Consider the following 21,827-nt stretch of genomic DNA (forward strand, 5'->3'; position numbering starts at 1 on the left):
AGTATCTTTATTACACAATAAGTCAAGTCGAGAGTGGGGCGGCAGCGTTCTGCGGCTGGGTTTTGCTCATCGGGATAAGCGCAATGATCAGCGCGCCCAGCACCAGAAAACCGGCCACCATGAAGATCCCGGCGTTGAAGTTTCCGGTGACGTCTTTCATCCAGCCCATCAGCAGCGGCCCGAGTGCCGCACCGGTCATCCCTGTGGCGTTAATCACCGCAATCCCGACGGCGCGAGCGCGCAGGGAGATATAGCGATCCGGCGTGGTCCAGAAGATCACCATCGCCGCGAACGCGCCTGCCGACGCCATCACAATCCCGGTGAACTGCAGCACCGCCTGCGTGCTGGAGGCAGTTAACATCCATCCCGCCGCGGCAAACAGATAGGGCAGCAGGGTGTGGATTTTACGCTCGTTCAGGCGATCGGAACGCTTACTCCACCAGACCATCGCCACAATGGTACACACCTGCGGAATGGCACTCAGCAACCCGATGGTGACATTGCTGCTGGTTTCGTTGAAGCTGCGCAGAATCAGCGGCGTCCAGACGCTCAGGGCGCTGAGGGTATTGGTGAGACAGAAATAGGCCACCGTGTAGAGAATAATGATGGGGGTAAACAGTTCGCGCGCCACGCTGCGCTGCGGCAACAGCGACGTGCTCGCGTCCAGCTGCGTTTTGCGGGCAGCGATCTTATCCGCTTCCAGCATCTCCGCGAGGCAGGCTTTGTCATCTTCCGTTAGCCATTTGGCCTTCGACGGGCTGTCATCCAGCCAGAACCAGACCACCAGACCCAACAGCACGGACGGGAAACCCTCCAGCAGGAACAGCCACTGCCAGCCTTTCAGATTCAGCAGGCCGTCCATGTTCAGGATATACCCGGAGGCCAGCGAACCGAGCGCCATGGTGACCGGCATCGCAATCATAAACAGCGCGTTAGCGCGCGCACGATAATGGGCCGGGAACCAGTAGGTTAAATAGAGCAACAGGCCCGGCAAAAAGCCCGCTTCCGCAATCCCGACCAGCATACGCAGCACGTACAGGCTGTTCGGTCCGGTGGCGAACATGGTGGCGGTGGACGCGATCCCCCACACCACCATCAGCACCGCGATCCAGCGTCGCGCGCCGACGATACTCAGCATGATATTGCTGGGAATACCGCAAATGACATACATCACGTAGAACAGGGTGGTCGCGAGGCCAAACATGGTGCTGGTCAGACCCAGATCTTTGCCCATTGTCAGGCCGGCAAAGCCAATGTTGATGCGGTCGAGGTAGGAAAAAACAAACAAAATAAATAAAAACACAATCAGCCGACGGAACAGCTTTTTGATCACGGCCTGCTGGCGAGGGTCCAGAGCGTCGGGCGCAGACGACGGCGGGCGCGTCTGCTCCACAGAAGAACGTTCGTTCATGAATAGCTCCACATTGCGATTATTAGAATTAGCGTACAGGTCGGCTAAACGTATAGAAAACAGCCACCGCAACCGTCAATGCAATGTGTAAAAAATGATACGTAATTGTTAATCAGTTAGCATTTTTGAATCATAATGCGATCGGGATCTCTTATACGTTTCAGCACCCGTTCAGATAGGCTTAGTCGCCGCAGATTCGCAGGGTATAATCGTTCACTCTGACGCTTTTTTTTGGTAAGGAAACGCATGACAACAATAAAAAATACCCCGGACGGCGCACCTGACGATCCCGCCTTTCATCGCGAAGAGTTTCCGTTCTACTGGATCGTGAATGTGTATGCGCGCTACACGCAAATCATGGAAATTACACTGAAAAAAGCCCAGCTGGATGTCTCTCGCTTCCGGGTGCTGATGGTGACTCACCAGTACGGTAAGGCAAGTATTTCGCAGATTTCCGAGTACGCGATGGCGAAAATGCCCACGGTCACCAAAATCGTCGGACGGCTGCGCGATGACGGCCTGGTCACCACCGCGAGCAGCGAACAGGACGCGCGCGTCACGGAAGTGATGCTCACGGAGGCCGGTCGCAAAAAAGTGGAAGAAGCCTATGCATACACCAGCAAAGTGTTCGAAAAAGGCTTCAAGGGCATGACGGCCAGTCAGGTCGAAAAAATGAATCTCTCCCTGGCAAAGGTACTGGATAACCTCAACGAACTGTGAGGTCAAAATATCCGATGACAAATTTGTGAACTCCGTAGTCTTTCTTTCTAACTCTCTGTAATTTCATCATTAATTTTCTTATGCCGCGCTGAATGCTCAGGGCGGTATCATTTTGCGATTCCCGCCATTTTGTCTTATTTTTCATCACCCTGAATCAGTAACCTTATTGAATTGAAGGTCAATTAAATGTTGCGTAAGCGTGAAATTAACGTGAAAGATTACTTGAATTTTCATCTAATTCTTCCATGATTGACCTAACGTTAGTCAGGACAAAAAGGCAGCACTGACTGCCCGCCTGAATATGATTCATTTTTTCTGGTTAAGGTATCAATCATGAAGCCAGTTTATGAGAGCAATGGTTACGTTGAGCAATTTACCCTCGGTGAGGGCGACCTGCGATTTGCGGTCAAAGACACCCTGGATATTGCCGGGCACCCGACCCGTGCAGGCTGTCCGGCGCTGGAAAACGCACCGCTGGCCCGCCAGCACGCCAGCGTGGTTGCGACGCTACTGGAAAACCACTGCCAGCTGACGGGCAAAACCACGCTGCATGAGCTGGCGTTTGGTGTCACCGGGATCAACCCCTGGAGCGGCACGCCCATGAACCCGCGCTATCCGGCGCTGATTCCGGGCGGTTCATCCAGCGGATCTGCCGCCGTTGTCGCCTCCGGTGAGGTCGATTTCTCCCTCGGCACCGACACCGGCGGCTCCGTCAGAATGCCTGCCGCCTGCTGCGGCGTGCTGGGCTTCAAACCGGGCTACGGCGTGCTCAGCCGTCACGGGGTTATGCCTGCCCAAAGCTCGCTCGACTGTGTGGGCGTCTTTGCCCGCAATGCCACAGTGCTGCGCCAGGCGATGACCCGGCTTTCCGTCGCCGTGGGGGAACCGCTCAGCGAACTGCCGCCGATGGCCTTCATCTCTGCCGCGTTACCGGAAATCGATGACCGCATTCTCAAGGTACTTGCCGCATGCGGCGTACGCCCTGAGCAGGCCGGGTTGCCCGCCCTGAACGATGCGCATCGCGCAGGTTTAACCCTCATCAGCCATGAAAACTGGCAGGCCTTCAGCCCGCTGCTGGCGAGCAACGCCGTCTCTGCGGATGTGGCCGCCCGTATTCGCGCCGGGGCAGATATCAGCGCCGACGCGCTGGCATCAGCTGAACAGGTGCGCAGTGAATTCACCGCTCAGGTCGACGCACTGCTGGCAAAAACACCGCTGCTGGCGCTGGCGACACTGCCTGAACTGCCTCCTACCCTTGAGGAGGCCGCCGATCCCCTGAGCGTGGTCAATCTCACACGCCTGGTCCGCCCGTTTAACCTCAGCGGCCATCCGGCCATTACCCTTGCGGTAGATGAACTGCATGGCCGCCCGGTATCGCTCCAGCTGGTAGCTGCCAAAGGCCACGACGGGCTGCTGGTGCAGGCCGCCGAGTGGCTCACCGGACGACGACAACCCTAAACATTCCGTTTTTCTTTGCCTGATGACTCAGTGAGTTCGACTCATTGCGGACGCGCTCGCCTCGCGCACACCGCACAACCCTTTTCGGAGGACGCTATGTCTGCCATCCATGTTCGTGAGGAGCTTGTTCCGCTATTGAGTGATGTTGCGACTCGCAGCGGCGATTTTGAGCATCAACGTCATATCTCTGACGACATCATTACCCGCTTCAAACAGGTGGGCGTCTACCGCGCCCTGGTGCCAAAACAGTACGGCGGAGACGAATGCTCCCCGGCGCAGTTTTGCGAGCTGATTGAGCAGATCTCCACCGCCGACGGCTCGGCAGGCTGGGTAGCCAGTTTCGGCATGAGCCCGTTTTATCTCGGCGCACTGCCGCCGGAAACCCTAAAGGAACTCTATCGCGACGGGCCGGATGTGGTCTTTGCGGGCGGGATTTTCCCGACGCAAAAAGCACGGCAGGCCGACGGCGGCTACCGCGTTAGCGGACGCTGGAGTTTTGCCAGCGGCAGCATGGGAGCCTCGGTACTCGGCGTCGGGATCTTGCCCGAGGGCGATCAGGCCCTGCCGCGCATGGCGGTTCTGCCACGGGCGAGCGTGCAGATCGATCCCGTCTGGGACACCGTCGGCCTTGCCGGAACCGGCAGCCACGATCTGGTGGTTAACGATGCCTTTGTCCCGCAGGAGTGGACCTTCATTCGCGGCGGCGCGCTGAATTTCGACGGGCCGCTGTACCGTTACCCGGTGCTGTCACTGGCGACCCAAGTGCTCTCCGTGGTGGCACTCGGCGTGGCCCGCGCGGCGCTCAACGAAATCTACGCGATCGCCCATCGTCAACAGTCTGTCACCGGCGCACCGCGTCTGGCCGATCGCCAGCAGGCGCAGATGCAAATTGCCCGCTGCGAAGCCGAACTGCGCTCCGCCCGCGCCTGGTTCTATGAGGCCATCGACGACGTCTGGCAGTGCCTGCTGGCCGGAAACGAGGCGAGCTGCACGCAGATCAACGCCCTGCGACTCTCTTCCACTCACGTCACTCGCGTGGCTGCCGACGTGGCGCGTCAGGCGCTGGCGCTGAACGGCATGGGCGGCGTCACCATGACCAGCCCGCTGCAACGTTTTGTGCGCGACACCATGGTGATCACCCAGCACGCCTTTATGGGCGATCTCTCGTACCTGAACGCCGGTACGGTCTTTTTCGGCGGAAAACCGCTGCCCGGTTATTTGTGATTTTTAACGAAAGGAGCAACAGATGAGCCAGTCAACAACCTTACGCGTGCTGTTTTGCATCGGCGTAAACCAGAACTTTTTCGACGCTAGTCCGGCGGAAGCCAAACAGGTGTGGGGCGCATTCGGCGTGATGATGAAAGGGATCGAAGAGACCCAGGGCATCCGCGTCATCGGCAACATGGATGACGACCAGCTGATGGTCGGCCCGTCCACTATCGCCCCCTGGACCACCTATGTGCTGGCAGACGCGGAGAAACTGGAAAATGTGGCGGCGGTCTGCAACCTGTTCCGCACCACGCCGGTGGGTGAGAGCGGCAGCAAGCTGTGGAAGTACTGCAAAATCGAAGCCCGCGTGGGCCGTGAACTGATTATTCAGGGCTAAGACCATGAACGCACAGGATGCGCTGCGCTTACAGCAGCTCGAAGACAGCCAGGCGGCCCGCGTGTGTATCAGCGATTACATGCGCCTGTGCGACCAGCTTGACAGCCCTGAAACCGTGCAGGCGATTGGCGCGCTCTTTACCGCCGACGCCTGCTGGGAAGGGCTGGGCGAACCCTACGCTTCGCGGCTCGGTAAACATCAGGGCCGCGAAGCGATTATCACCCTGATGGCGAGCTACGTGCGACAACCCGCACACTTCGCCATGAACGCGCACTTTCTCTGCTCGGAGGCGCTGAGCCACACGCCGGACGGCGAACTGCGCGGACGCTGGTTGATGCTGCAAACCTCGGCCTTTACCGCCGGTGGCGCGCACCTGAACGCGGCGGAAATCTGCGTCACTTTTGCGCGCGACGCGAACGGCATGGCGATGCGCCACTTCACCACCCGCAACCTGTTCAGCCGACCGGTGGACCACTGGCATGCGGCGGATGCGTTACCTGTCCCTGAGAAAAATAACGACGTGCAGGAGAAATAGACATGCAATGTGATCACCTGATAACCATCAAAAATATCGACACTTCGCCGCAGGCGATACCGGACGCGGCAGAGATAGCGGCGCTGGTGCAGTCCGACCGCGTACACACGTCGCTCTACACTTCGGACGATCTGTTCCAGCTCGAACTGGATCGCATCTTCAGCAAGACCTGGGTCTGGGTGGCGCACGCCAGTGAAATCCCGGAGACCGGGAGCTTTAAAACCACTGAGCTCGGCACCCAGCCGGTGATCGTGGTGCGCGACCGCAAAGGTAACGTCCACACGCTGCTTAACCGCTGCCGCCACCGCGCGGCGACCGTGTGCGAACACCGCAGCGGCAAAACCAACAGTTTCGTCTGCCCGTACCACGGCTGGGGCTACGCGCTGGACGGCAGCCTGCGCGGCGTGCCGCATCCGGAAAGCTACGCCGACCAGCTGGAAAAAGGCGAGCTGGGGCTGATTTCCCTGCGCACGGAACAGTATGCGGGGATGATTTTCGCCACCTTTAACGATCAGATCGAACCGCTGGAAGAGTTCCTCGGCGCGGCGAAAAAATGGATGGATCTGTTTATGAAGCAGGGGGCGGGCTACCCAATTAATACCGGGCCAGCCCACCGTTTCCGCTTCCCCGGCAACTGGAAAATCCAGCTGGAAAACACCACCGACGGCTACCACTTCCCCGTGGTTCACCGCTCGTTCCTCAGCTCCGTCGATAAGCAGACGGAAGAGATGCTGAATTTCGTTGACGGCAGCGGCTACGTCGAAGACCTGGGCAACGGCCACAGCGTAATGGTGATGATCCCGGAACTGGTAGATCTCGACGCCAACCTCGACGCGCCGATCCCGGAGCGCTTTGAGGCGCTGGCAGAGGCCCTGCGTGCCGACCACGACGAACAGCAGGTGCGCCGTATCGTGCGCGCCGTCGGCGGCTCCGGCTTTAACCTGAATATCTTCCCCAATATCGCCTGTTCGATGGCGTTTTTCCGCGTACTCCAGCCGATTTCCGTGAATGAAACGGAAATCCATCACGCGGTGATCACCATGGACGGCGGGCCGGAAATTGCCAACCAGGCGCGTCTGCGTCTGCACGAACACTTCCAAGGGCCGATGGGCTTCGGCACGCCGGACGACTCGGAGGCCTGGGAGCGCGTACAGCGCGGGGCAACGGCGGGGGATGATCTCTGGATCATGCTCAATCGCGGGCTGGCGGGAGAGTACCGCACCGACGACGGCCTGCGCAGCGACGTCAGCGCCGAAACCGGGATGCGCGCCGCCTACCAGCAGTGGAAAAAACTGATGACGGAGAGCGAACAATGATGACCCCAGAATCTGAACTCTTTGCCGCCGTGACGCTGATTAACCTTGAGGGTGACTTGCTCGATCAGGGCGAATTCAGCGCCTGGCTTGATCTGTGGCAGCACGACGGTCTGTACGTCGTCCCGATCGATCCGAACGAGACCGATTTCAAAAACACCCTGAACTACGCCTGTGACGATCACCACATGCGCGAAAAACGCGTTCACCGCCTCTACAGCGGGGAGTCGATTTCGACTACGCCGCGCGCACGTACTCTGCGCACGTTGTCGCGTTTTCGTCTGCTGGAATCACGCGACGGCCTGATTGTGGTGCGCGGGGCGCAGTCCCTGTGGGAACACCGCAAAGGTCACAGCCGCCATTACGCGGCGGATATCACCTGGCAGCTGCAGCGCGAAGGCGACCGCCTGCGCATCCAGCAAAAGGTGATCCGTCTGGTCAACAGCGACGATGTGCTGCACAGCATCGGCTACATCCTCTGAGGCATCGCTCATGACGCAAACCGTATTAGTGACCGGCGCGGCAGCCGGTCTGGGAAATGTTATCGCGGAACACCTGCTGGCGCAGGGGTTCCAGGTGGTGCTAACGGACGTCGACGCCGCGCGTGCGCAACAGGCGGCGGACGCTCTTGACCACGACAAGGTACTGGCGCTGGGGCTGGATATCCGCCAGCCGGGCGACTTCACCCGTGCCCTCGATGCCACGCTCGCCCGTTTTGGCAGCTTACAGGTGCTGGTGAACAACGCCGCGCTGACCCTCGCCACGCCGGTGATGGAGATCGGCGTCGACGAGTTCGACCGGGTGCTCAGCACTAACCTGCGCGGCACCTTTGTCGGCTGCCAGACGATGGGACGCTACTTCGCCGCCCAGGGCTACGGTCGCATTATCAACCTGGCCTCCCTCGCCGGACAGAACGGCGGTACCGCGTCCGGCGCCCATTACGCGGCGTCAAAGGGCGGCATTTTGACCCTCACGAAAGTCTTCGCCCGCGAGCTGAGTCGCTCGGGCGTGACGGTCAATGCTATTGCGCCCGGTCCGATGGATCTGCCGACGGTACACGCCCTGGTGCCGGAAGAAAAAATGGCCGGGCTGCTGCAGATGATCCCGGTCGGGAAACTCGGCGAGGCGGAGTTTGTTGCCGAAGCCGTGGCGTTGCTCGCCTCACCCCAGGCGTCGTTTGTCACCGGGGCCACCTGGGACATCAACGGCGGCCTGTTTATGCGCTAAGGAGTTCTCATGCTGACATTACAGGTCATCCAACGTGAACTGCAGGGCGAGGTAGTTCTGCTGACCCTGGCGCGCAGGGATGGAAGCCCGCTTCCGGCGTTTCGCGCAGGCGCCCATATCGACCTGCACCTGAGCGCCGATCTGATTCGCCCGTACTCCCTGTGCAGCGACCCGCAAAACAGCCAGCACTACCAGCTCGGCGTGCTGAAAGAGATGAACTCGCAGGGCGGATCGCGGGCGGTACATGCCCTGTGCGAAGGCGATGAAATTCAGGTCAGCGAGCCGCGCAACCTTTTTGTACTGAACGACAGCGCGGCATACAGCCTGCTGATCGGCGGCGGAATTGGTATCACGCCCATGCTGGCGATGGCCGCAGAGCTGCACGCCGCCGGACGCGCGTTCTCGCTGCACTACTGCGCCCGTTCGCGTTCACAGGCGGCGTTTATTCCGCAGCTGGAAAATGCACCGTTCGCCGGGCGAGTGCATCTGCACTTTAGCGATGAGCAGCGCCTGGATCTGGCGGCGGTGCTGTGCGACGTCCCTGACAACACTCACGTTTACACCTGCGGCCCGACGCGGCTGATGGATGCGGTGACCGATCAGGCTAACGCACAGGGGTACCGCGCTGAGCAAATTCATCAGGAGTGTTTCAGCGCCGAGGTCCAGACCGGCGGCAGCGCGTTTGAGGTGGTGGCGGCAAGCAGCGGGATCACTGTAAAAGTGCTGGAAAACCAGACCATCGTCGAGGCGCTGGCCGGGGCCGGGCTGAAGGTAAATGTGTCGTGCAAGCAGGGGATTTGCGGCAGTTGCCTGACGGACGTGCTGGAAGGCGAGCCGGATCACCGCGACCACTACCTGACCGACGAAGAGAAAGCCGAGGGCGATCAGATCCTGCTGTGCTGTTCCAGGGCGAAATGCCCCCGTTTAGTTATCGATTTGTAAGGAATCACTTATGACACTGCAAACAGAATTTCGTAACGCGATGGCGCAGCTCGGCAGCGCAGTCTCGGTGATCACCACCGACGGCCCGGCGGGGAAATTTGGCTTTACCGCGTCGGCGGTCTGTAGCGTGACGGATCAGCCGCCGACGCTTCTGGTGTGTATGAACCGCAACTCTTACGCCCATCAGCATTTCAAACAGAACGGCACCCTGTGCGTCAACGTGCTTTCCGGCGATCACCAGGGGCTGTCCGGCGTTTTCGCCAACGCCAGTCTGCGATCGGAGGAGCGCTTTCTGCACGACAGCTGGCAGGTGATGAGCAGCGGCGCGCCGGTGCTCAGCTCGTCCGTCGCCAGCTTCGACTGCACCATCGACACCTGTCATGAAGTGGGTAGCCACAGCGTTTTCTACTGCCAGGTGCAGGCGATTCGCATCAGCGAGCAGCCGCGCGGGCTGGTCTACTTTAACCGCCGCTATCACACCGTCGGTGGCGATGTGCAGGCGTAAGCCCACCACAATAAGAGGGGACGCGCGTCATGAGTAATGTCGTCACTGAAAGTACCGCTACCACCGCCACCGGCAGCCAGGACGCGCAGCAGATGCGCAAACTGGTTGTGGCCTCGGTGCTGGGGAATGCGCTCGAGTGGTATGACTTTTTTCTGTATGGCACGGCGGCGGCGCTGGTGTTTGGCCCGCTGTTCTTCCCGGTCGGCGGCGATCCGCTTCAGGGCACGCTACTGGCTTTTTCAGGTTTCGCGGTGGGTTTTCTGGCGCGGCCGCTGGGCGGGATAGTCTTCGGGCATATCGGCGATCGCTACAGCCGCAAAATGACGCTGATCATGACCCTGACGTTAATGGGCGCCACCACCTTTGTGATCGGTCTGCTGCCGGTCTACGCGCAGATTGGTCTCTGGGCACCGCTGTCGCTCATCACCCTGCGCTTCCTGCAGGGCGTGGCGTCGGGCGGGGAGTGGGGCGGCGGTGTGCTGATGCTAAGCGAAAACGCGCCCGCCTCGCGTCGCGGGTACTACACCGCCTGGAGCCAGATGGGCGTCTCCGGTGGGTTCGTCCTCTCGGCGTTCGCCTTTTACCTGGTGCAGCAACTGCCTGAATCGGACTTTATGCGCTGGGGCTGGCGCGTGCCATTCCTGTTGAGCATCGTCATCTTTTTAGTCGGCGTTTACATCCGCAAAAACATCCGCGAGAGCAAGGCGTTTACCCAGGCGAAACCGGAAGCGCAGCACGAAAAAATCCCGCTGCTGGTACTGATTCGCGACCACCCGAAAGCGCTGCTGCAGGCGATTGCTCTGCGCCTGCCGGAGAACGGCGCGTCCTATATCTTCTTTACCTTCTCGGTGGTCTACGCCCGCCATATCGGTATCAGCACCGGGGAGATCATCAGCGCCGTAACACTGGCGATGCTGGTGGAGTTCTTCTCGATTCTGTTCTGGGGCGCGCTGTCGGACCGCATCGGTCTCAAGCCGGTCTACTACATCGGTGTGATTGGCCTGCTGGTGATGGCGTTCCCGTTCTTCTGGCTGCTCTCCACCGGCACGTACGGCTGGATCATGCTGGCGATGCTGCTCGGACTGCCGTTCTGCCACGGGGCGATGATCGGCACTCAGCCCTGCATCATGAGCGATCTCTTCCCGGTGCGGGTGCGCTACTCCGGCCTGGCGCTGGGGCACGAAGTGGGATCGATATTTTCCGGCGGTCTGGGACCGATGCTGGCGGTGGCGTTGCTGATGGAGTTCAACGCCTCGTGGCCCGTCTCCCTGCTGCTGGTGGTTTACGCGCTACTGGCGTGGATTGCCCTGCGCAGCCTGCCCGGTAACAACAAAGAGGCTCAGGAATGATTGATAAACGGATTGCCACGCTGGATGACGCAGTGGCGGATATTTTTGACGGCGCGACGGTCATGGTCGGCGGTTTTGGCCCGGCGGGGCAGCCATCGGAACTGTTGGATGCGTTAATCCGCCGTCGCCCGCGCGGACTGACCCTCATCAGCAATAACGCCGGTAACGGCGACTACGGCCTGGCGGCGCTGCTGAAAGCCAGATGCGTGAAGAAGGTGATCTGCTCCTTCCCGCGCCAGGTGGATTCATGGGTGTTTGACGATTTGTATCGTCGCGGCGAGGTTGAGCTGGAGCTGGTGCCACAGGGCAATCTCGCGGCGCGCATTCAGGCGGGCGGCTCAGGGTTAGGCGGTATTTTTACGCCCACTGGCTTTGGCACCGTGCTTGCCGAAGGCAAAGAGACGCGTCGCATCGACGGCAGAGATTACGTGTTTGAACTGCCGCTCAAAGCCGATTTTGCGCTGATCAAAGCCCTGAAAGCCGACCGCTGGGGCAACCTGGTGTACGACAAAACTGGCCGCAATTTCGGTCCCATTATGGCCGCCGCCGCCCGCTGCACCATCGCGCAGGTGAGCGAGTTTGTGGCCCTCGGCGAACTGGACCCGGAAGCGGTGGTGACGCCGGGGATTTTTGTGCAGCGCCTGATTAACGCGTCCGCCACGTCACTCAAGGAGACAGCGTGAACACATTGACTCACCAACAGCTTGCCGAGCGCATCGCCCGGGATATTCCCGAGGGGGCTTACGTAAATCTCGGCATCGGCATGCCGACGCAGATTGCTAACTACCTTCCGGCGGATCGCGAGATTTTCCTGCACAGCGAAAATGGCATTCTCGGCATGGGGCCGGCGCCTGCGCCGGGAGAGGAGGACCCGGAGCTTATCAACGCCGGAAAACAGCCGGTGACGCTGCTGGCGGGCGGCTGCTATTTCCACCACGGCGACTCCTTCACCATGATGCGCGGCGGGCACCTGGATATCTGCGTGCTCGGGGCTTATCAGGTGTCGGCGCGCGGGGATCTCGCCAACTGGAGCACCGGCGCGCCGTCCTCCATTCCCGCCGTCGGCGGGGCGATGGATCTGGCGATTGGCGCGAAGCAGGTATTCGTGATGACCGAACATCTGACCAAAAAAGGCGAGTGCAAAATCGTCGAACAGTGTAGCTATCCCCTGACCGGGATGGCCTGCATCGATCGCATTTACACCGATATGGCGGTGATGGATATCACTCCCGAAGGTGTGGTGGTGCGCGAACTGTTTGGCGATGTGACCGCTGACTATTTGCAGTCCGTGACGCCGGTAGCGCTGTCCTTTGCGCTGCTGACCGACGACGCCACGGCGTAAAGGAGAACATATGGAAATCGAATTCCGCCTTGATGGCCCTGAGGGCGCGCCGCTGCTGGTGCTGTCGAACTCTCTCGGCACCACCTGGGCGATGTGGCAGGCACAACTCCCGGCGCTGACGCAGTATTTCCGCGTGCTGCGCTACAACACGCGCGGACACGGGCGCTCCGCCGTCGGGCAACAGCCCGTCACCCTTGAGCGACTTGGGCAGGATGTGATTGCGCTGCTGGATCACCTCGACGTGGAGCGGGCCTGTTTTTGTGGGATTTCCCTCGGCGGCCTGACCGGGATGTGGCTCAACCGCCACGCGCCAGAGCGTTTTCATCGGATTGTCGTCGCCAATACCGCCGCGCGCATTGGGCAGGAGGAGGGCTGGCGGCAGCGCGCGGCACGGGTGCGCGAGCAGGGGATGGCCCCCGTCGCCGAGAGCGCAGCCGACCGCTGGTTTACACCTGCGTTTCGCCACATCAATCCGAAGGTGGTTTATCCGCTGATCGAACAGCTCGCCGCGACCCCAGCCGAGGGCTACGCCGCCTGCTGCGACGCGCTGGCCGTCGCCGATCTGCACGATGACCTTACGCACATGACCCGTCCGATGCTGGTGATTGCCGGAGAGCACGACCCGGTCACTACGCCCCGTGACGCCGAGGCCATCGTGGTGGATGCACCACACGCGCACGTTCTCATTTTACCGGCGTCGCACCTCTCGAACGTGGCCTGCGCGGCGGCGTTTAACCAGCATGTGACCACTTTTCTCACCGCAGGAGCCGCGCATGAGCTTAACCATTGAATCCATCACCTGCTGGCTAGTGGATATTCCGACTATTCGCCCTCACAAACTGTCGATGGCGACCATGGGCTGCCAGACCCTGACCATCGTGCGCATGACCTGCGCCGAGGGCGTGGTTGGCTGGGGCGAGGCCACCACTATCGGCGGGCTGAGCTACGGTGCGGAAAGCCCGGAAGGGATCCGCTCGGCGATTGAGACCTATCTCGCGCCGCTGCTGTGCGGCCAGCCATTCCGCGGCGTGGCTGCCCTTGCGGAGAAGATGGATGCCAGCGTGAAAGGCAACACCTTTGCCAAATCGGCGCTGGAAACCGCGTTTCTCGATGCGCAAGGAAAACAGCTGAATGTGCCCGTCAGCAGCCTGCTCGGCGGCGCACTCACTTCCCGTCTGCCGGTGCTCTGGACGCTGGCGAGCGGCGATACCGCCAGGGATATCGAGGAAGGCAAACGCCTGCTGGCGCAAGGGCGGCACAACACCTTCAAACTGAAAATCGGCGCGGGCGAGCTGAACAACGATATTCGCCACGCGCTGGCGATTAAGTCGGCGCTGGGCGAAGAGGTCAGCATTCGGGTGGATGTGAATCAGGCGTGGGATCTAACGAGCGCGATCAAGGGGATGGCGCGGTTACAGGCGGGCGGCATCGACCTGGTCGAGCAGCCAATTCCGCTGTGGGACACTCGCGCCCTGATCGCCCTGAGCCAGCGCTTTACCCTGCCGATTCTGGCGGACGAGGCGGTGGCCACCGCTCATGACGGATATGCCCTGGCGAGCGGCGGGTTTACCGGCGCGTATGCGCTCAAAATTGCCAAAGCGGGCGGCCCGGCACAGGCCCTGAGGCTGGCGCACGTGGCGCAGGCCGCAGGCGTTGCGCTGTACGGCGGCACGATGCTGGAAGGTACGCTCGGCACGGTGGCGTCACTGCACGCCTGGTCGACGGTGAAAATGCAGTGGGGCACCGAAATGTTCGGCCCGCTGCTGCTGAAAGATGACATCGTCGTATCCCCCCTCGATTTCAGCGACGGCCAGGTGACCTTACCGCAAGGGCCGGGACTGGGCGTTGAGATTGACGAAGACAAACTGCGTTATTACGCCAGAAAATAAAGGAGCCTCTCATGCTATTTAAAGTGGAAATGACGGTGAATATTCCCTCCTCGCTGCCTGTCGCACAGGTGGAGGAAATAAAGGCGCAAGAAAAAGCCTATTCGCAGCAATTACAGCGCGAAGGCAAATGGCTGCATATCTGGCGGGTGGTCGGGCAATACGCCAACGTCAGTCTGTTTGAGGTGAAAGATAATCAGGAGCTGCACGACATATTAACCGGCCTGCCGCTTTTTCCTTATATGGAGATTACCGTGCAGGCGTTGTGCGCTCATCCGTCGTCTATTTATTTTGAAAAGTCGTAACAGCGAATAAAAACCTTACCCTACAAGAGGAATACGCAATGTCAGTGAATCCGGCAAAACAAACAGAACTGGAAACGTTACTCGCGATCAGCAGCGGATTAAATGCCACGCAGGGCAACCCGCGTTTTAAAGCGATTATGCATCAGCTGCTCGGCGATCTGTGTCTGACCATTAAAAAGTTTGATATTACCGACGAAGAATTCTGGCTGGCGGTGAACTATTTAAATGAGCTGGGCGAGCGGAAAGAGGCGGCGCTGCTGGCGGCAGGGTTAGGGCTGGAGCACTACCTCGATATGCGCGCCGACGAAAAAGAGGCGGCGGCGGGGAATGACGTTGGCACCCCGCGCACCATCGAAGGGCCGCTGTATGTGGCGAACGCGCCGCTCAGCGAGGGCTATGCCCGCATGGATGACGGCAGTGAGGACGCGGAAACCCTGTGGCTGCACGGCACCATCACCGATCTGGAGGGGAAACCGGTGGCCGATGCCATCGTCGATATCTGGCACGCCAACACCCTCGGCGGCTACTCATTCTTTGATGCTTCCCAGAGCGAATACAACCTGCGCCGCCGCGTGCAGACCGGACCGGATGGCCGCTATGCGGTGCGCAGTATCGTCCCTTGCGGCTACGGTTGCCCGCCGGATGGCCCAACGCAAAAACTGCTGAACGGACTGGGGCGTCACGGTAATCGTCCGGCTCACATCCATTTCTTTGTCTCTGCACCCGGCTTTAAACATCTGACGACCCAGATTAACCTCAATGGCGATCAATATTTGTGGGACGATTTTGCCTTCGCCACCCGCGAAGAGCTGATTGCCGACCCGGTTAAAATTACCGACAGCAAACTGTCGCAAGCGCGTGATATTAACGGCCCCCATACGGAAGTGAGCTTTAATTTCGCGCTGGTGGCAAGTGACGACAGCCAGCAAGAAGAACGCGGTAAACGCGCCCGCGTGAAAGAATAATACACGGCGCATTGTTATCTATTTCTGGCAAAGCATAGCCATTTAAATTCTTTGTTATTTCCGACGTTATCTCACATCTTCGTGGGATAACGTCCTATTACGGAAATGGCATCGAAACAGATGGCTAAACGGTCGCCTTTATATTTACATCCTCAACAACGCGAGACGATTCGCCACCTCTCCCGGAGCTGGCTCTGGCGCAGCGAATTTCCCACCTGGAGTTTGGTAGTTGTAGTTTACGGCGGCTGGTTTGCCACGCTGTTTTACTGGCAAACGCTGGGGCGCCTTCCTGCTACGCTGCTGCTGATCTGGTTTACCGCCTGGTATATGTCCCTGCAGCATGAGCTGATCCACGGTCACCCGACGCGCTGCGCGTGGTTTAATCAACTGCTTGGCACGCTGCCGCTGGCCGTGTGGTACCCGTATGGGCTGTACCGCGATTCGCATCTGGCCCACCATAATCATGATCATCTGACCGTGCCGGTGGACGATCCTGAATCCTACTATTTCACCGACGAAAGCTGGGCGAAATTCTCCCCGTGGCGCCGCAAACTGATTCACGCGCGCAATACGTTTCCCGGTCGCCTGCTGTTAGCCCCGCTTCTGGATATTGCCCAGACGCTCGCCAGCGCCTGTCGCGCCTTTCGCCATCTGGAACTCAGGAATATGGCGATGTGGCTTGTCCATGGCGCGCTGCTGGTGCCCCTGTTTATCGTGATGGAACAGCTCGGCTTCTCTGCGCTCTGGTTTGTGATCGGCGTGAGTTATCCTGCTCTGGCGCTGACCAAAGTGCGTTCGTTCCTGGAACATCAGGCGGCGGACGACCCGCTGGCAAGGTCTGTTATCAATGAAGCGGCACTGGTGTGGCGGGTGCTGTTTCTCAATCTGAACTATCATGCAGTGCATCACGATCTGCCCGGCGTGCCCTGGTACGGCCTGCGGGCGATCTATCTGCGTGATAAAGCGCAGTATCAGCAGCGCAACCTGCATTTTGTGGTGCGCGGCTACGGGGAATGGCTGCGCTGGTTCTGGGCGAAAGCTGTCGATGTTACCGTCCATCCTGGCGTGAAAAATGATGACTAACACTCTCGCGTTTCCGATGTATGCCGTGAACCCCAGAGACAATGCGCGGCTGTGGCAGGCGGTGGAGGGACTTTTGCAGGCGCGCGGTCTGTCTGTCCGCGACGGGGCCGGAGAGGCGTTGCTCGCACACTGGCGTAGCCCCGAACTGCTGCTCAGCCAGACCTGCGGATTTCCACTGATGACCCAGCTCCCTGAGGTGCAGACGGTGGGCTGTTTTCACTACACCGCGCCCGGCTGCGACGGAATTTTCTACCGCAGTTTTCTTGTTGCACACGACACAAACAGAGACAAAAGGCTGGTCGATTTTCGCGGCCTGCGCGCGGTGTGCAATTCGGTTGACTCTCAGTCGGGCTATAACGCCCTGCGCAACCTGATCGCGCCGTTAGCGGTCGACGGACGGTTTTTCTCTGCAACGATTCTGAGCGGCAGTCACCGGCAATCGCTGATTACCCTGGCAGAAGGGCGGGCAGATATCGCCGCCATCGACTGCGTGACCTGGGCGCTGTTGCAGCGTCATGAACCCGAATTACTGGAAGGACTCAGGGTGGTGGGTGAAACGCCAGCTGCGCCGGGGCTGCCGCTGATTACTGCGGGCAGCACGTCAGCAGAAACGCTTTCCCTTCTGCGCGATGCGCTGAAAACCCTGGTGACGGCGCCCGACTATCGCGAGGTGTGCGAGGCGGTACTGATCGGCGGATTCAGTGAGGTATCGCGCCAGCCCTATTCACTGTTGCTGGACTGGCGCGACGCGGCGGAGAAATCAGGGGTGACGCAGCTCTGAGAGGGAATCAGGCTAACAGATAACTCAGCCCGGAAAACGCCACCATCCCGGCGATGACCGTGGCGAACAGGCTGCGGGTGAAAATCCCCGCGACCGCGGCAACGGCTGCCGCCAGCAAAGAAATGCTGATCCCCGACGAGGTCAGCGCCGGTTTGCCTAGCAGCTCGGCGGTGATGATCGCGGCCATGATCGCCGAGGGGATAAAGCTCAGCCACTGTTGCAGGATCGGCGCCAGACGAAAGCGTGAGAGCAGCAGAATCGGCACGGTGCGCATCAGGGCCGTCACGACCGCGCAGGCGAGGATCGCCAGTAAAATATTGCGCTCCATTAGTGACCACCTTTATAGAAGAGGCGCAGCCCGAGGGTTGCAAGCGTCGCAGAGACCGATGCGGCGACGATGACCACCACACTCATGTCCGTGTGGCTGGCGGTCAGCAGCGTGATCACCACCGCCGCCGCGATGCTGAAGGATTCCAGCGCTTTACGGCGGCTGGCAAACCAGATCATCAGCACCAGCCCGATAAACATCGACACCAGGCTGAAACTTAGCCCTTCCATCAGGGACGGCGGCAGGGCGGAGGCGAGCCAGGCACCTACCACGCAGGCGAGGATCCAGTTCAGCCACGCGGCCATGTTCAGCCCCAGCATCCACGCAAACGGCACTTTGCTCTGATGGCTGCCCTGTTGAACCGCGACGCCAAAGGTTTCGTCCGTCAGCAGCAGGCCGCTGACCACTTTTTGCAGGGTGGTGTAGTCGCGAAAGAACACGCTCATGGCAGAACTCATCAGCAGATAGCGCAGATTCACCAGGAACACACTCAGCACCACCGAGGCGATTTCCGCGCCCGTGGCCCACAAGGAATAAAAGAGGAACTGGGCGGAACCCGCGTAGAGCGCGCTCGCCAGCAGGGCGGTTTGCAGGGTGGTAAAGCCGGAGAGCGTGCCGATGGCTCCCGCAGCAAAACCGATGCTCCAGTAGCCCGGAATGGTGGGCAGACAGGCGGTAATACCCGCGCGAAACTCGGCGTTGGCCTCATTCCCTGGCAACGTTTTGGTTTTTATCAACATCAATAGGTCTCGTTTATAGTGCGCGGATCTCTTTTGATCGCAGCGTTACCCGGACGGGCACGGATTTATAGGACGGTGTTCCGCTGTCTTTGTCAAGATAATCGAGTGGAACCAGTACGTTAGCCTCTGGATAATAAGCACCGACCGTACCAGAGGCAATGCTGTAAGCGACCACGGTGATGTCTTCCAGTTGCTGAACGCTGCCCTGCAACGCGGTGGAAATGTCCACACGATCGCCGTGCTCCAGACCCAACTGCGCCATATCGCCCTCGTTCATAAACAGAATATCGCGGCGGCCAAACACGCCGCGATACCGGTCATCGAGCGCGTAGATGGTGGTGTTGTACTGGTCGTGGCTGCGCAGCGTTACCAGCCGCAGCACGTTGTCACCGACGCCCGGCTGGTTCTCATCGACACCTTCAAATACTGAGAACATCGCTTTGCCCGTGGACGTGGGCCAGACGCGTTCGGTTGGCGGAAGCGGCATGCGAAAACCGCCGGGAATACGAATGCGCTGGTTGTACTGGTCAAAACCGGGGATGGTTTTTTCGATCAGATCGCGGATCAGATCGTAATCCGACACCAGGGTGGTCCAGTCGATGCGGGTGTGAGGCAGCGTCGCTTTTGCCAGCCCGGCGACAATCGACGGCTCCGAGCGCAGCTCAGGCGAAGCAGGTTTGAGCTTGCCGGACGAGGCATGAACCATCGACATCGAATCTTCCACCGTGATGGACTGGCGGCCCGTTTGCTGCATATCCAGCTCCGTGCGCCCAAGGCAGGGGAACAGCCAGGTCTGTTTCGCCGTCAGGAGATGTGTGCGGTTAAGCTTGGTGCCGACGTGGACGCTCAGATCGAGACTGCGCATCGCCGGGAAGGCGCGCGCGTGATCGGGCATGGCGACGGCAAAATTCCCGCCGAGACAGATCATCGCCCTGGCGCTGCCGTTGATCATTGCTTCGGTGGCCTGCACCGCGTCGTGGCCGTGCGCCGCAGGCGGCGTGAAGCCAAACACCTCGTTAATTTTGCCGAGAAACGCCGCCGTCGGTTTTTCCGAAATCCCAACGGTGCGGTTTCCTTGAACGTTCGAGTGGCCGCGCAGGGGGCAAATCCCCGCGCCGGGTTTGCCGATATTGCCGCGCATCAGCAGCAGGTCGGCAATCAGACGCACGTTGGAGGTGCCTTTGTTGTGCTGGGTGATGCCCATGCCGTAGGTGATGATAGTGGCGTTGGATTTGGCATAGGCCTCTGCGACCTGGTGGAGGTCCTGGCGCGACAGGCCCGATTTGCGCTCAATCGACGCCCAGCTTGTCGCCTGGATATCCGCCGCAAAATCATCGAAGCCCTGGGTGTGTGTGGCGATAAAATCGCTATCCAGCGCGTTTTCAAACGCCAGAAGATGTTTAGCGATGCCTTTCAGCGCGGCAGCATCACCGCCCGCTTTCACCTGGAAATAGGTCGAGGCGATATCGGTGGAGCTGTAGGTCGCCATCTCCATCACGCTTTGCGGATCGGCAAACCGCTCCAGCGCGCGCTCACGCATCGGGTTGAGCACGATAATCGGCACCTTGCGGCGGGCCAGCTCGTGCAGCGTCCCCATCATTCGCGGGTGGTTAGTGCCGGGGTTATGGCCGATTGAAATCACCAGTTCAGTGTTATCAAAATCGTCAAGCGACACGGTTCCTTTGCCAATCCCAATGGAGCGCGGCAGACCGACGCTGGTGGCTTCGTGGCACATATTGGAACAATCAGGAAAATTATTGGTGCCCAGTTCGCGGGCAAACAGCTGAAACAGGAACGCCGCTTCGTTGGAGGCGCGTCCGGAGGTGTAAAACTCGACCGCATCCGGCGGGAGTTCGCGCAGTATTTCGCCAATGCGTGCAAACGCCTGTTCCCATTCGACCGGGCGGAAGGTGTCGCTCTCCCGGTGATACTCCATCGGGTGCGTCAGACGGCCATAGCCTTCAAGTTCGAAATCGCTTTTTGCCAGCAGGGAAGTCACTGTGTTTTCGGCGAAAAATGCCGGGGTGACGCGTTTGCTGGTGGCTTCCCAGGTCACGGCTTTGGCGCCGTTTTCGCAGAACTGGAAGGTGGATTTATGCTCTTTGTCGGGCCATGCGCAGCCGGGGCAATCAAATCCGTCAGGCTGGTTGGTGCGAAGCAGGGTCGCGGGGGCATCGAGGGTGTCCATCTGCGTGCGAACGGCGATGGCGGTGGCTTTCAGCGCCCCCCATCCCCCGGCGGGACCATCATAGTGCCGGATTCCTGGAACCGAGCGGCGTTTGTTATTCATGTAAGCTCCGACTATGTCGATCGATGGATCAATTCTACACCGTCGGAGTTAACGAAATAACAACAAATAATCATCATTTTTATGATGATTGAAGGCGTGCGGGTGAAAGGGTCGGTATAGCCTGGGCGGCTATACCGAGGGTGGGTTAGCTGCGAATAAACGCCAGAAGATCCTGGTTAATCAGGTCAGCATGGGTGGTGTGCATCCCATGTGGCAGGCCCGGATAGACCTTGAGGGTGCTATTGCTGAGAAGCTCGTCCTGAAGCAGGCTCGCATTTTTATACGGCACGACCTGGTCGTCATCGCCCTGCAAAATCAGGGTAGGGACGGTGATAGCCTTCAGATCGTCGGTCTGGTCGGTTTCTGAAAACGCCTTGATACCTTCGTAGTGCGCCTTCGCGCTGCCGATCATTCCCTGTCGCCACCAGTTCTGGATGGTGCCCTGTGAGATCTCCGCGCCCTCCCGGTTAAAGCCGTAGAACGGGCCTGTCGCGACATCGAGATAAAATTGTGCGCGGTTGGCGGCCAGCGCCTGGCGGAACCCGTCAAAAACCTCAATCGGCGTGCCGCCTGGGTTCTCCGGCGTTTTGACCATTAACGGCGGTACGGCGCTGATCAACACCGCTTTTGCCACGCGCCCCTGCGGCTGACCATATTTTGCGACATAGCGCGCAACCTGGCCGCCGCCCGTCGAGTGCCCGATATGCACCACATTTTTCAGATCCAGATGTTCCACAACGGCGGAGACATCGGCGGCGTAGTGATCCATATCGTGCCCGTCGCTGACCTGGCTTGAACGCCCGTGGCCCCGGCGGTCGGACGCCAGCACGCGATAGCCTTGCGCCAAAAAGAACAACAGCTGGTTATCCCAGTCGTCAGCGCTAAGCGGCCAGCCGTGGTGGAAGAAGACAGGCTGCGCCTCTTTTGGTCCCCAGTCTTTATAGAAGATCTCAACGTTATCTTTGGTGGTGACAAATGACATGATTGAACCTCTCGGGTGGAGTGAAAGGAGATGGATAGTTCAGGTTGATGTGCAAACAG

24 protein-coding genes are annotated in these 21,827 nt (G+C 59.7%); 19 read left to right on the forward strand and 5 right to left on the reverse strand.

Annotated elements, in window-relative coordinates:
- Window positions 1–22: 22 nt before the first annotated feature.
- Window positions 23–1,411, reverse strand: a complete 1,389-nt coding sequence (gene hpaX, locus ETG88_RS06055) for a 4-hydroxyphenylacetate permease (protein ID WP_123427640.1) — start codon at window positions 1,409–1,411, stop codon at window positions 23–25.
- Between the two features lie 246 nt (window positions 1,412–1,657).
- Here hpaX and ETG88_RS06060 point away from each other — a divergent pair, with 246 nt between their 5' ends.
- From ETG88_RS06060 to ETG88_RS06150, 19 genes are all read left to right on the forward strand, one after another.
- Window positions 1,658–2,131, forward strand: coding sequence for a MarR family winged helix-turn-helix transcriptional regulator (locus ETG88_RS06060; RefSeq protein ID WP_100779858.1), 474 nt, complete (start codon window positions 1,658–1,660; stop codon window positions 2,129–2,131).
- 333 nt (window positions 2,132–2,464) lie between these two features.
- Entirely contained in the window at window positions 2,465–3,589 is a 1,125-nt protein-coding gene (locus ETG88_RS06065; RefSeq protein WP_129034940.1) for an amidase, read from the forward strand.
- A gap of 96 nt (window positions 3,590–3,685) precedes the next feature.
- Window positions 3,686–4,813 carry an acyl-CoA dehydrogenase family protein gene (locus ETG88_RS06070; protein WP_129034941.1) on the forward strand — a complete coding sequence of 376 codons (1,128 nt, stop codon included), beginning with the start codon at window positions 3,686–3,688 and terminating at the stop codon, window positions 4,811–4,813.
- Window positions 4,814–4,835: 22 nt separating this feature from the next.
- The gene (locus ETG88_RS06075; RefSeq protein ID WP_129034942.1) at window positions 4,836–5,195 is read left to right on the forward strand and encodes an IacB protein; all 360 of its coding nucleotides are present in this window, start codon (window positions 4,836–4,838) and stop codon (window positions 5,193–5,195) included.
- 4 nt (window positions 5,196–5,199) lie between these two features.
- Window positions 5,200–5,730, forward strand: a complete 531-nt coding sequence (locus tag ETG88_RS06080) for a nuclear transport factor 2 family protein (RefSeq protein ID WP_100779862.1) — start codon at window positions 5,200–5,202, stop codon at window positions 5,728–5,730.
- A 2-nt stretch (window positions 5,731–5,732) separates the two neighbouring features.
- A complete protein-coding gene (locus ETG88_RS06085; protein ID WP_129034943.1) occupies window positions 5,733–7,046 on the forward strand; it encodes an aromatic ring-hydroxylating oxygenase subunit alpha in 1,314 nt (437 codons plus the stop codon).
- Window positions 7,046–7,525, forward strand: a complete 480-nt coding sequence (locus ETG88_RS06090; RefSeq protein ID WP_129034973.1) for an aromatic-ring-hydroxylating dioxygenase subunit beta — start codon at window positions 7,046–7,048, stop codon at window positions 7,523–7,525. Before ETG88_RS06085 ends, ETG88_RS06090 begins: the two co-directional genes overlap by 1 nt.
- A 10-nt stretch (window positions 7,526–7,535) precedes the next feature.
- The gene (locus ETG88_RS06095) at window positions 7,536–8,270 is read left to right on the forward strand and encodes an SDR family NAD(P)-dependent oxidoreductase (protein ID WP_129034944.1); all 735 of its coding nucleotides are present in this window, start codon (window positions 7,536–7,538) and stop codon (window positions 8,268–8,270) included.
- Window positions 8,271–8,279: 9 nt separating this feature from the next.
- Window positions 8,280–9,212, forward strand: coding sequence for a PDR/VanB family oxidoreductase (locus ETG88_RS06100; RefSeq protein ID WP_129034945.1), 933 nt, complete (start codon window positions 8,280–8,282; stop codon window positions 9,210–9,212).
- Window positions 9,213–9,222: 10 nt separating this feature from the next.
- Window positions 9,223–9,717: a flavin reductase gene (locus ETG88_RS06105; protein WP_100779866.1), complete on the forward strand. Its 495-nt coding sequence runs from the start codon at window positions 9,223–9,225 to the stop codon at window positions 9,715–9,717.
- 92 nt (window positions 9,718–9,809) lie between these two features.
- Window positions 9,810–11,066, forward strand: a complete 1,257-nt coding sequence (locus ETG88_RS06110) for an MFS transporter (RefSeq protein ID WP_164971771.1) — start codon at window positions 9,810–9,812, stop codon at window positions 11,064–11,066.
- Entirely contained in the window at window positions 11,063–11,749 is a 687-nt protein-coding gene (locus tag ETG88_RS06115; protein WP_129034947.1) for a 3-oxoacid CoA-transferase subunit A, read from the forward strand. Before ETG88_RS06110 ends, ETG88_RS06115 begins: the two co-directional genes overlap by 4 nt.
- Window positions 11,746–12,408, forward strand: a complete 663-nt coding sequence (locus tag ETG88_RS06120) for a 3-oxoacid CoA-transferase subunit B (protein WP_129034948.1) — start codon at window positions 11,746–11,748, stop codon at window positions 12,406–12,408. The genes ETG88_RS06115 and ETG88_RS06120 overlap by 4 nt, the downstream gene beginning before the upstream one ends.
- 10 nt (window positions 12,409–12,418) lie before the next feature.
- Window positions 12,419–13,198 (forward strand): 3-oxoadipate enol-lactonase, encoded by a 780-nt coding sequence (pcaD, locus tag ETG88_RS06125; protein ID WP_129034949.1) that lies wholly within the window; start codon window positions 12,419–12,421, stop codon window positions 13,196–13,198.
- Window positions 13,182–14,297, forward strand: a complete 1,116-nt coding sequence (locus ETG88_RS06130; RefSeq protein WP_129034950.1) for a muconate cycloisomerase family protein — start codon at window positions 13,182–13,184, stop codon at window positions 14,295–14,297. The genes pcaD and ETG88_RS06130 overlap by 17 nt, the downstream gene beginning before the upstream one ends.
- 11 nt (window positions 14,298–14,308) lie before the next feature.
- A complete protein-coding gene (gene catC / locus ETG88_RS06135) occupies window positions 14,309–14,599 on the forward strand; it encodes a muconolactone Delta-isomerase (RefSeq protein WP_123427662.1) in 291 nt (96 codons plus the stop codon).
- Between the two features lie 38 nt (window positions 14,600–14,637).
- A complete protein-coding gene (catA, locus tag ETG88_RS06140; protein ID WP_123427664.1) occupies window positions 14,638–15,564 on the forward strand; it encodes a catechol 1,2-dioxygenase in 927 nt (308 codons plus the stop codon).
- Between the two features lie 120 nt (window positions 15,565–15,684).
- A complete protein-coding gene (locus tag ETG88_RS06145; protein WP_129034974.1) occupies window positions 15,685–16,647 on the forward strand; it encodes a fatty acid desaturase in 963 nt (320 codons plus the stop codon).
- Entirely contained in the window at window positions 16,640–17,428 is a 789-nt protein-coding gene (locus tag ETG88_RS06150; protein ID WP_129034975.1) for a phosphate/phosphite/phosphonate ABC transporter substrate-binding protein, read from the forward strand. Before ETG88_RS06145 ends, ETG88_RS06150 begins: the two co-directional genes overlap by 8 nt.
- 7 nt (window positions 17,429–17,435) lie before the next feature.
- On the opposite strand, the gene ETG88_RS06155 is transcribed toward ETG88_RS06150, so the two are convergent.
- The 4 genes from ETG88_RS06155 to ETG88_RS06170 all read right to left on the reverse strand — a co-directional run bounded on the left by ETG88_RS06155 (window position 17,436) and on the right by ETG88_RS06170 (window position 21,768).
- On the reverse strand, window positions 17,436–17,756 hold the full coding sequence (locus ETG88_RS06155) for an AzlD domain-containing protein (protein ID WP_129034951.1): 321 nt from the start codon (window positions 17,754–17,756) through the stop codon (window positions 17,436–17,438).
- Entirely contained in the window at window positions 17,756–18,496 is a 741-nt protein-coding gene (locus ETG88_RS06160) for an AzlC family ABC transporter permease (protein ID WP_102103928.1), read from the reverse strand. Before ETG88_RS06160 ends, ETG88_RS06155 begins: the two co-directional genes overlap by 1 nt.
- 13 nt (window positions 18,497–18,509) lie before the next feature.
- The gene (locus tag ETG88_RS06165) at window positions 18,510–20,786 is read right to left on the reverse strand and encodes an FdhF/YdeP family oxidoreductase (RefSeq protein WP_129034952.1); all 2,277 of its coding nucleotides are present in this window, start codon (window positions 20,784–20,786) and stop codon (window positions 18,510–18,512) included.
- Window positions 20,787–20,931: 145 nt separating this feature from the next.
- Window positions 20,932–21,768: an alpha/beta fold hydrolase gene (locus tag ETG88_RS06170; RefSeq protein WP_102103926.1), complete on the reverse strand. Its 837-nt coding sequence runs from the start codon at window positions 21,766–21,768 to the stop codon at window positions 20,932–20,934.
- Between the last annotated feature and the right edge of the window lie 59 nt (window positions 21,769–21,827).

Source organism: Lelliottia nimipressuralis (genome assembly GCF_004115925.1).
In the GTDB taxonomy this organism is placed as follows: Bacteria; Pseudomonadota; Gammaproteobacteria; order Enterobacterales; family Enterobacteriaceae; genus Enterobacter; species Enterobacter nimipressuralis.

Excerpts from the sequence above, each read along its gene's own strand:
- ETG88_RS06095 (WP_129034944.1), top strand. The coding sequence starts at position 7,536 with ATGACGCAAACCGTATTAGTGACCGGCGCGGCAGCCGGTCTGGGAAAT.
- catC (WP_123427662.1), top strand. The coding sequence starts at position 14,309 with ATGCTATTTAAAGTGGAAATGACGGTGAATATTCCCTCCTCGCTGCCT.
- ETG88_RS06105 (WP_100779866.1), top strand. The coding sequence starts at position 9,223 with ATGACACTGCAAACAGAATTTCGTAACGCGATGGCGCAGCTCGGCAGC.
- hpaX (WP_123427640.1), bottom strand. The coding sequence starts at position 1,411 with ATGAACGAACGTTCTTCTGTGGAGCAGACGCGCCCGCCGTCGTCTGCG.
- ETG88_RS06130 (WP_129034950.1), top strand. The coding sequence starts at position 13,182 with ATGAGCTTAACCATTGAATCCATCACCTGCTGGCTAGTGGATATTCCG.
- ETG88_RS06075 (WP_129034942.1), top strand. The coding sequence starts at position 4,836 with ATGAGCCAGTCAACAACCTTACGCGTGCTGTTTTGCATCGGCGTAAAC.
- ETG88_RS06100 (WP_129034945.1), top strand. The coding sequence starts at position 8,280 with ATGCTGACATTACAGGTCATCCAACGTGAACTGCAGGGCGAGGTAGTT.
- ETG88_RS06110 (WP_164971771.1), top strand. The coding sequence starts at position 9,810 with ATGCGCAAACTGGTTGTGGCCTCGGTGCTGGGGAATGCGCTCGAGTGG.
- ETG88_RS06150 (WP_129034975.1), top strand. The coding sequence starts at position 16,640 with ATGACTAACACTCTCGCGTTTCCGATGTATGCCGTGAACCCCAGAGAC.
- ETG88_RS06085 (WP_129034943.1), top strand. The coding sequence starts at position 5,733 with ATGCAATGTGATCACCTGATAACCATCAAAAATATCGACACTTCGCCG.
- ETG88_RS06170 (WP_102103926.1), bottom strand. The coding sequence starts at position 21,768 with ATGTCATTTGTCACCACCAAAGATAACGTTGAGATCTTCTATAAAGAC.
- ETG88_RS06160 (WP_102103928.1), bottom strand. The coding sequence starts at position 18,496 with ATGTTGATAAAAACCAAAACGTTGCCAGGGAATGAGGCCAACGCCGAG.
- ETG88_RS06155 (WP_129034951.1), bottom strand. The coding sequence starts at position 17,756 with ATGGAGCGCAATATTTTACTGGCGATCCTCGCCTGCGCGGTCGTGACG.
- ETG88_RS06145 (WP_129034974.1), top strand. The coding sequence starts at position 15,685 with ATGGCTAAACGGTCGCCTTTATATTTACATCCTCAACAACGCGAGACG.
- ETG88_RS06070 (WP_129034941.1), top strand. The coding sequence starts at position 3,686 with ATGTCTGCCATCCATGTTCGTGAGGAGCTTGTTCCGCTATTGAGTGAT.
- ETG88_RS06060 (WP_100779858.1), top strand. The coding sequence starts at position 1,658 with ATGACAACAATAAAAAATACCCCGGACGGCGCACCTGACGATCCCGCC.
- ETG88_RS06115 (WP_129034947.1), top strand. The coding sequence starts at position 11,063 with ATGATTGATAAACGGATTGCCACGCTGGATGACGCAGTGGCGGATATT.
- ETG88_RS06080 (WP_100779862.1), top strand. The coding sequence starts at position 5,200 with ATGAACGCACAGGATGCGCTGCGCTTACAGCAGCTCGAAGACAGCCAG.
- catA (WP_123427664.1), top strand. The coding sequence starts at position 14,638 with ATGTCAGTGAATCCGGCAAAACAAACAGAACTGGAAACGTTACTCGCG.
- ETG88_RS06065 (WP_129034940.1), top strand. The coding sequence starts at position 2,465 with ATGAAGCCAGTTTATGAGAGCAATGGTTACGTTGAGCAATTTACCCTC.
- ETG88_RS06090 (WP_129034973.1), top strand. The coding sequence starts at position 7,046 with ATGACCCCAGAATCTGAACTCTTTGCCGCCGTGACGCTGATTAACCTT.
- pcaD (WP_129034949.1), top strand. The coding sequence starts at position 12,419 with ATGGAAATCGAATTCCGCCTTGATGGCCCTGAGGGCGCGCCGCTGCTG.
- ETG88_RS06165 (WP_129034952.1), bottom strand. The coding sequence starts at position 20,786 with ATGAATAACAAACGCCGCTCGGTTCCAGGAATCCGGCACTATGATGGT.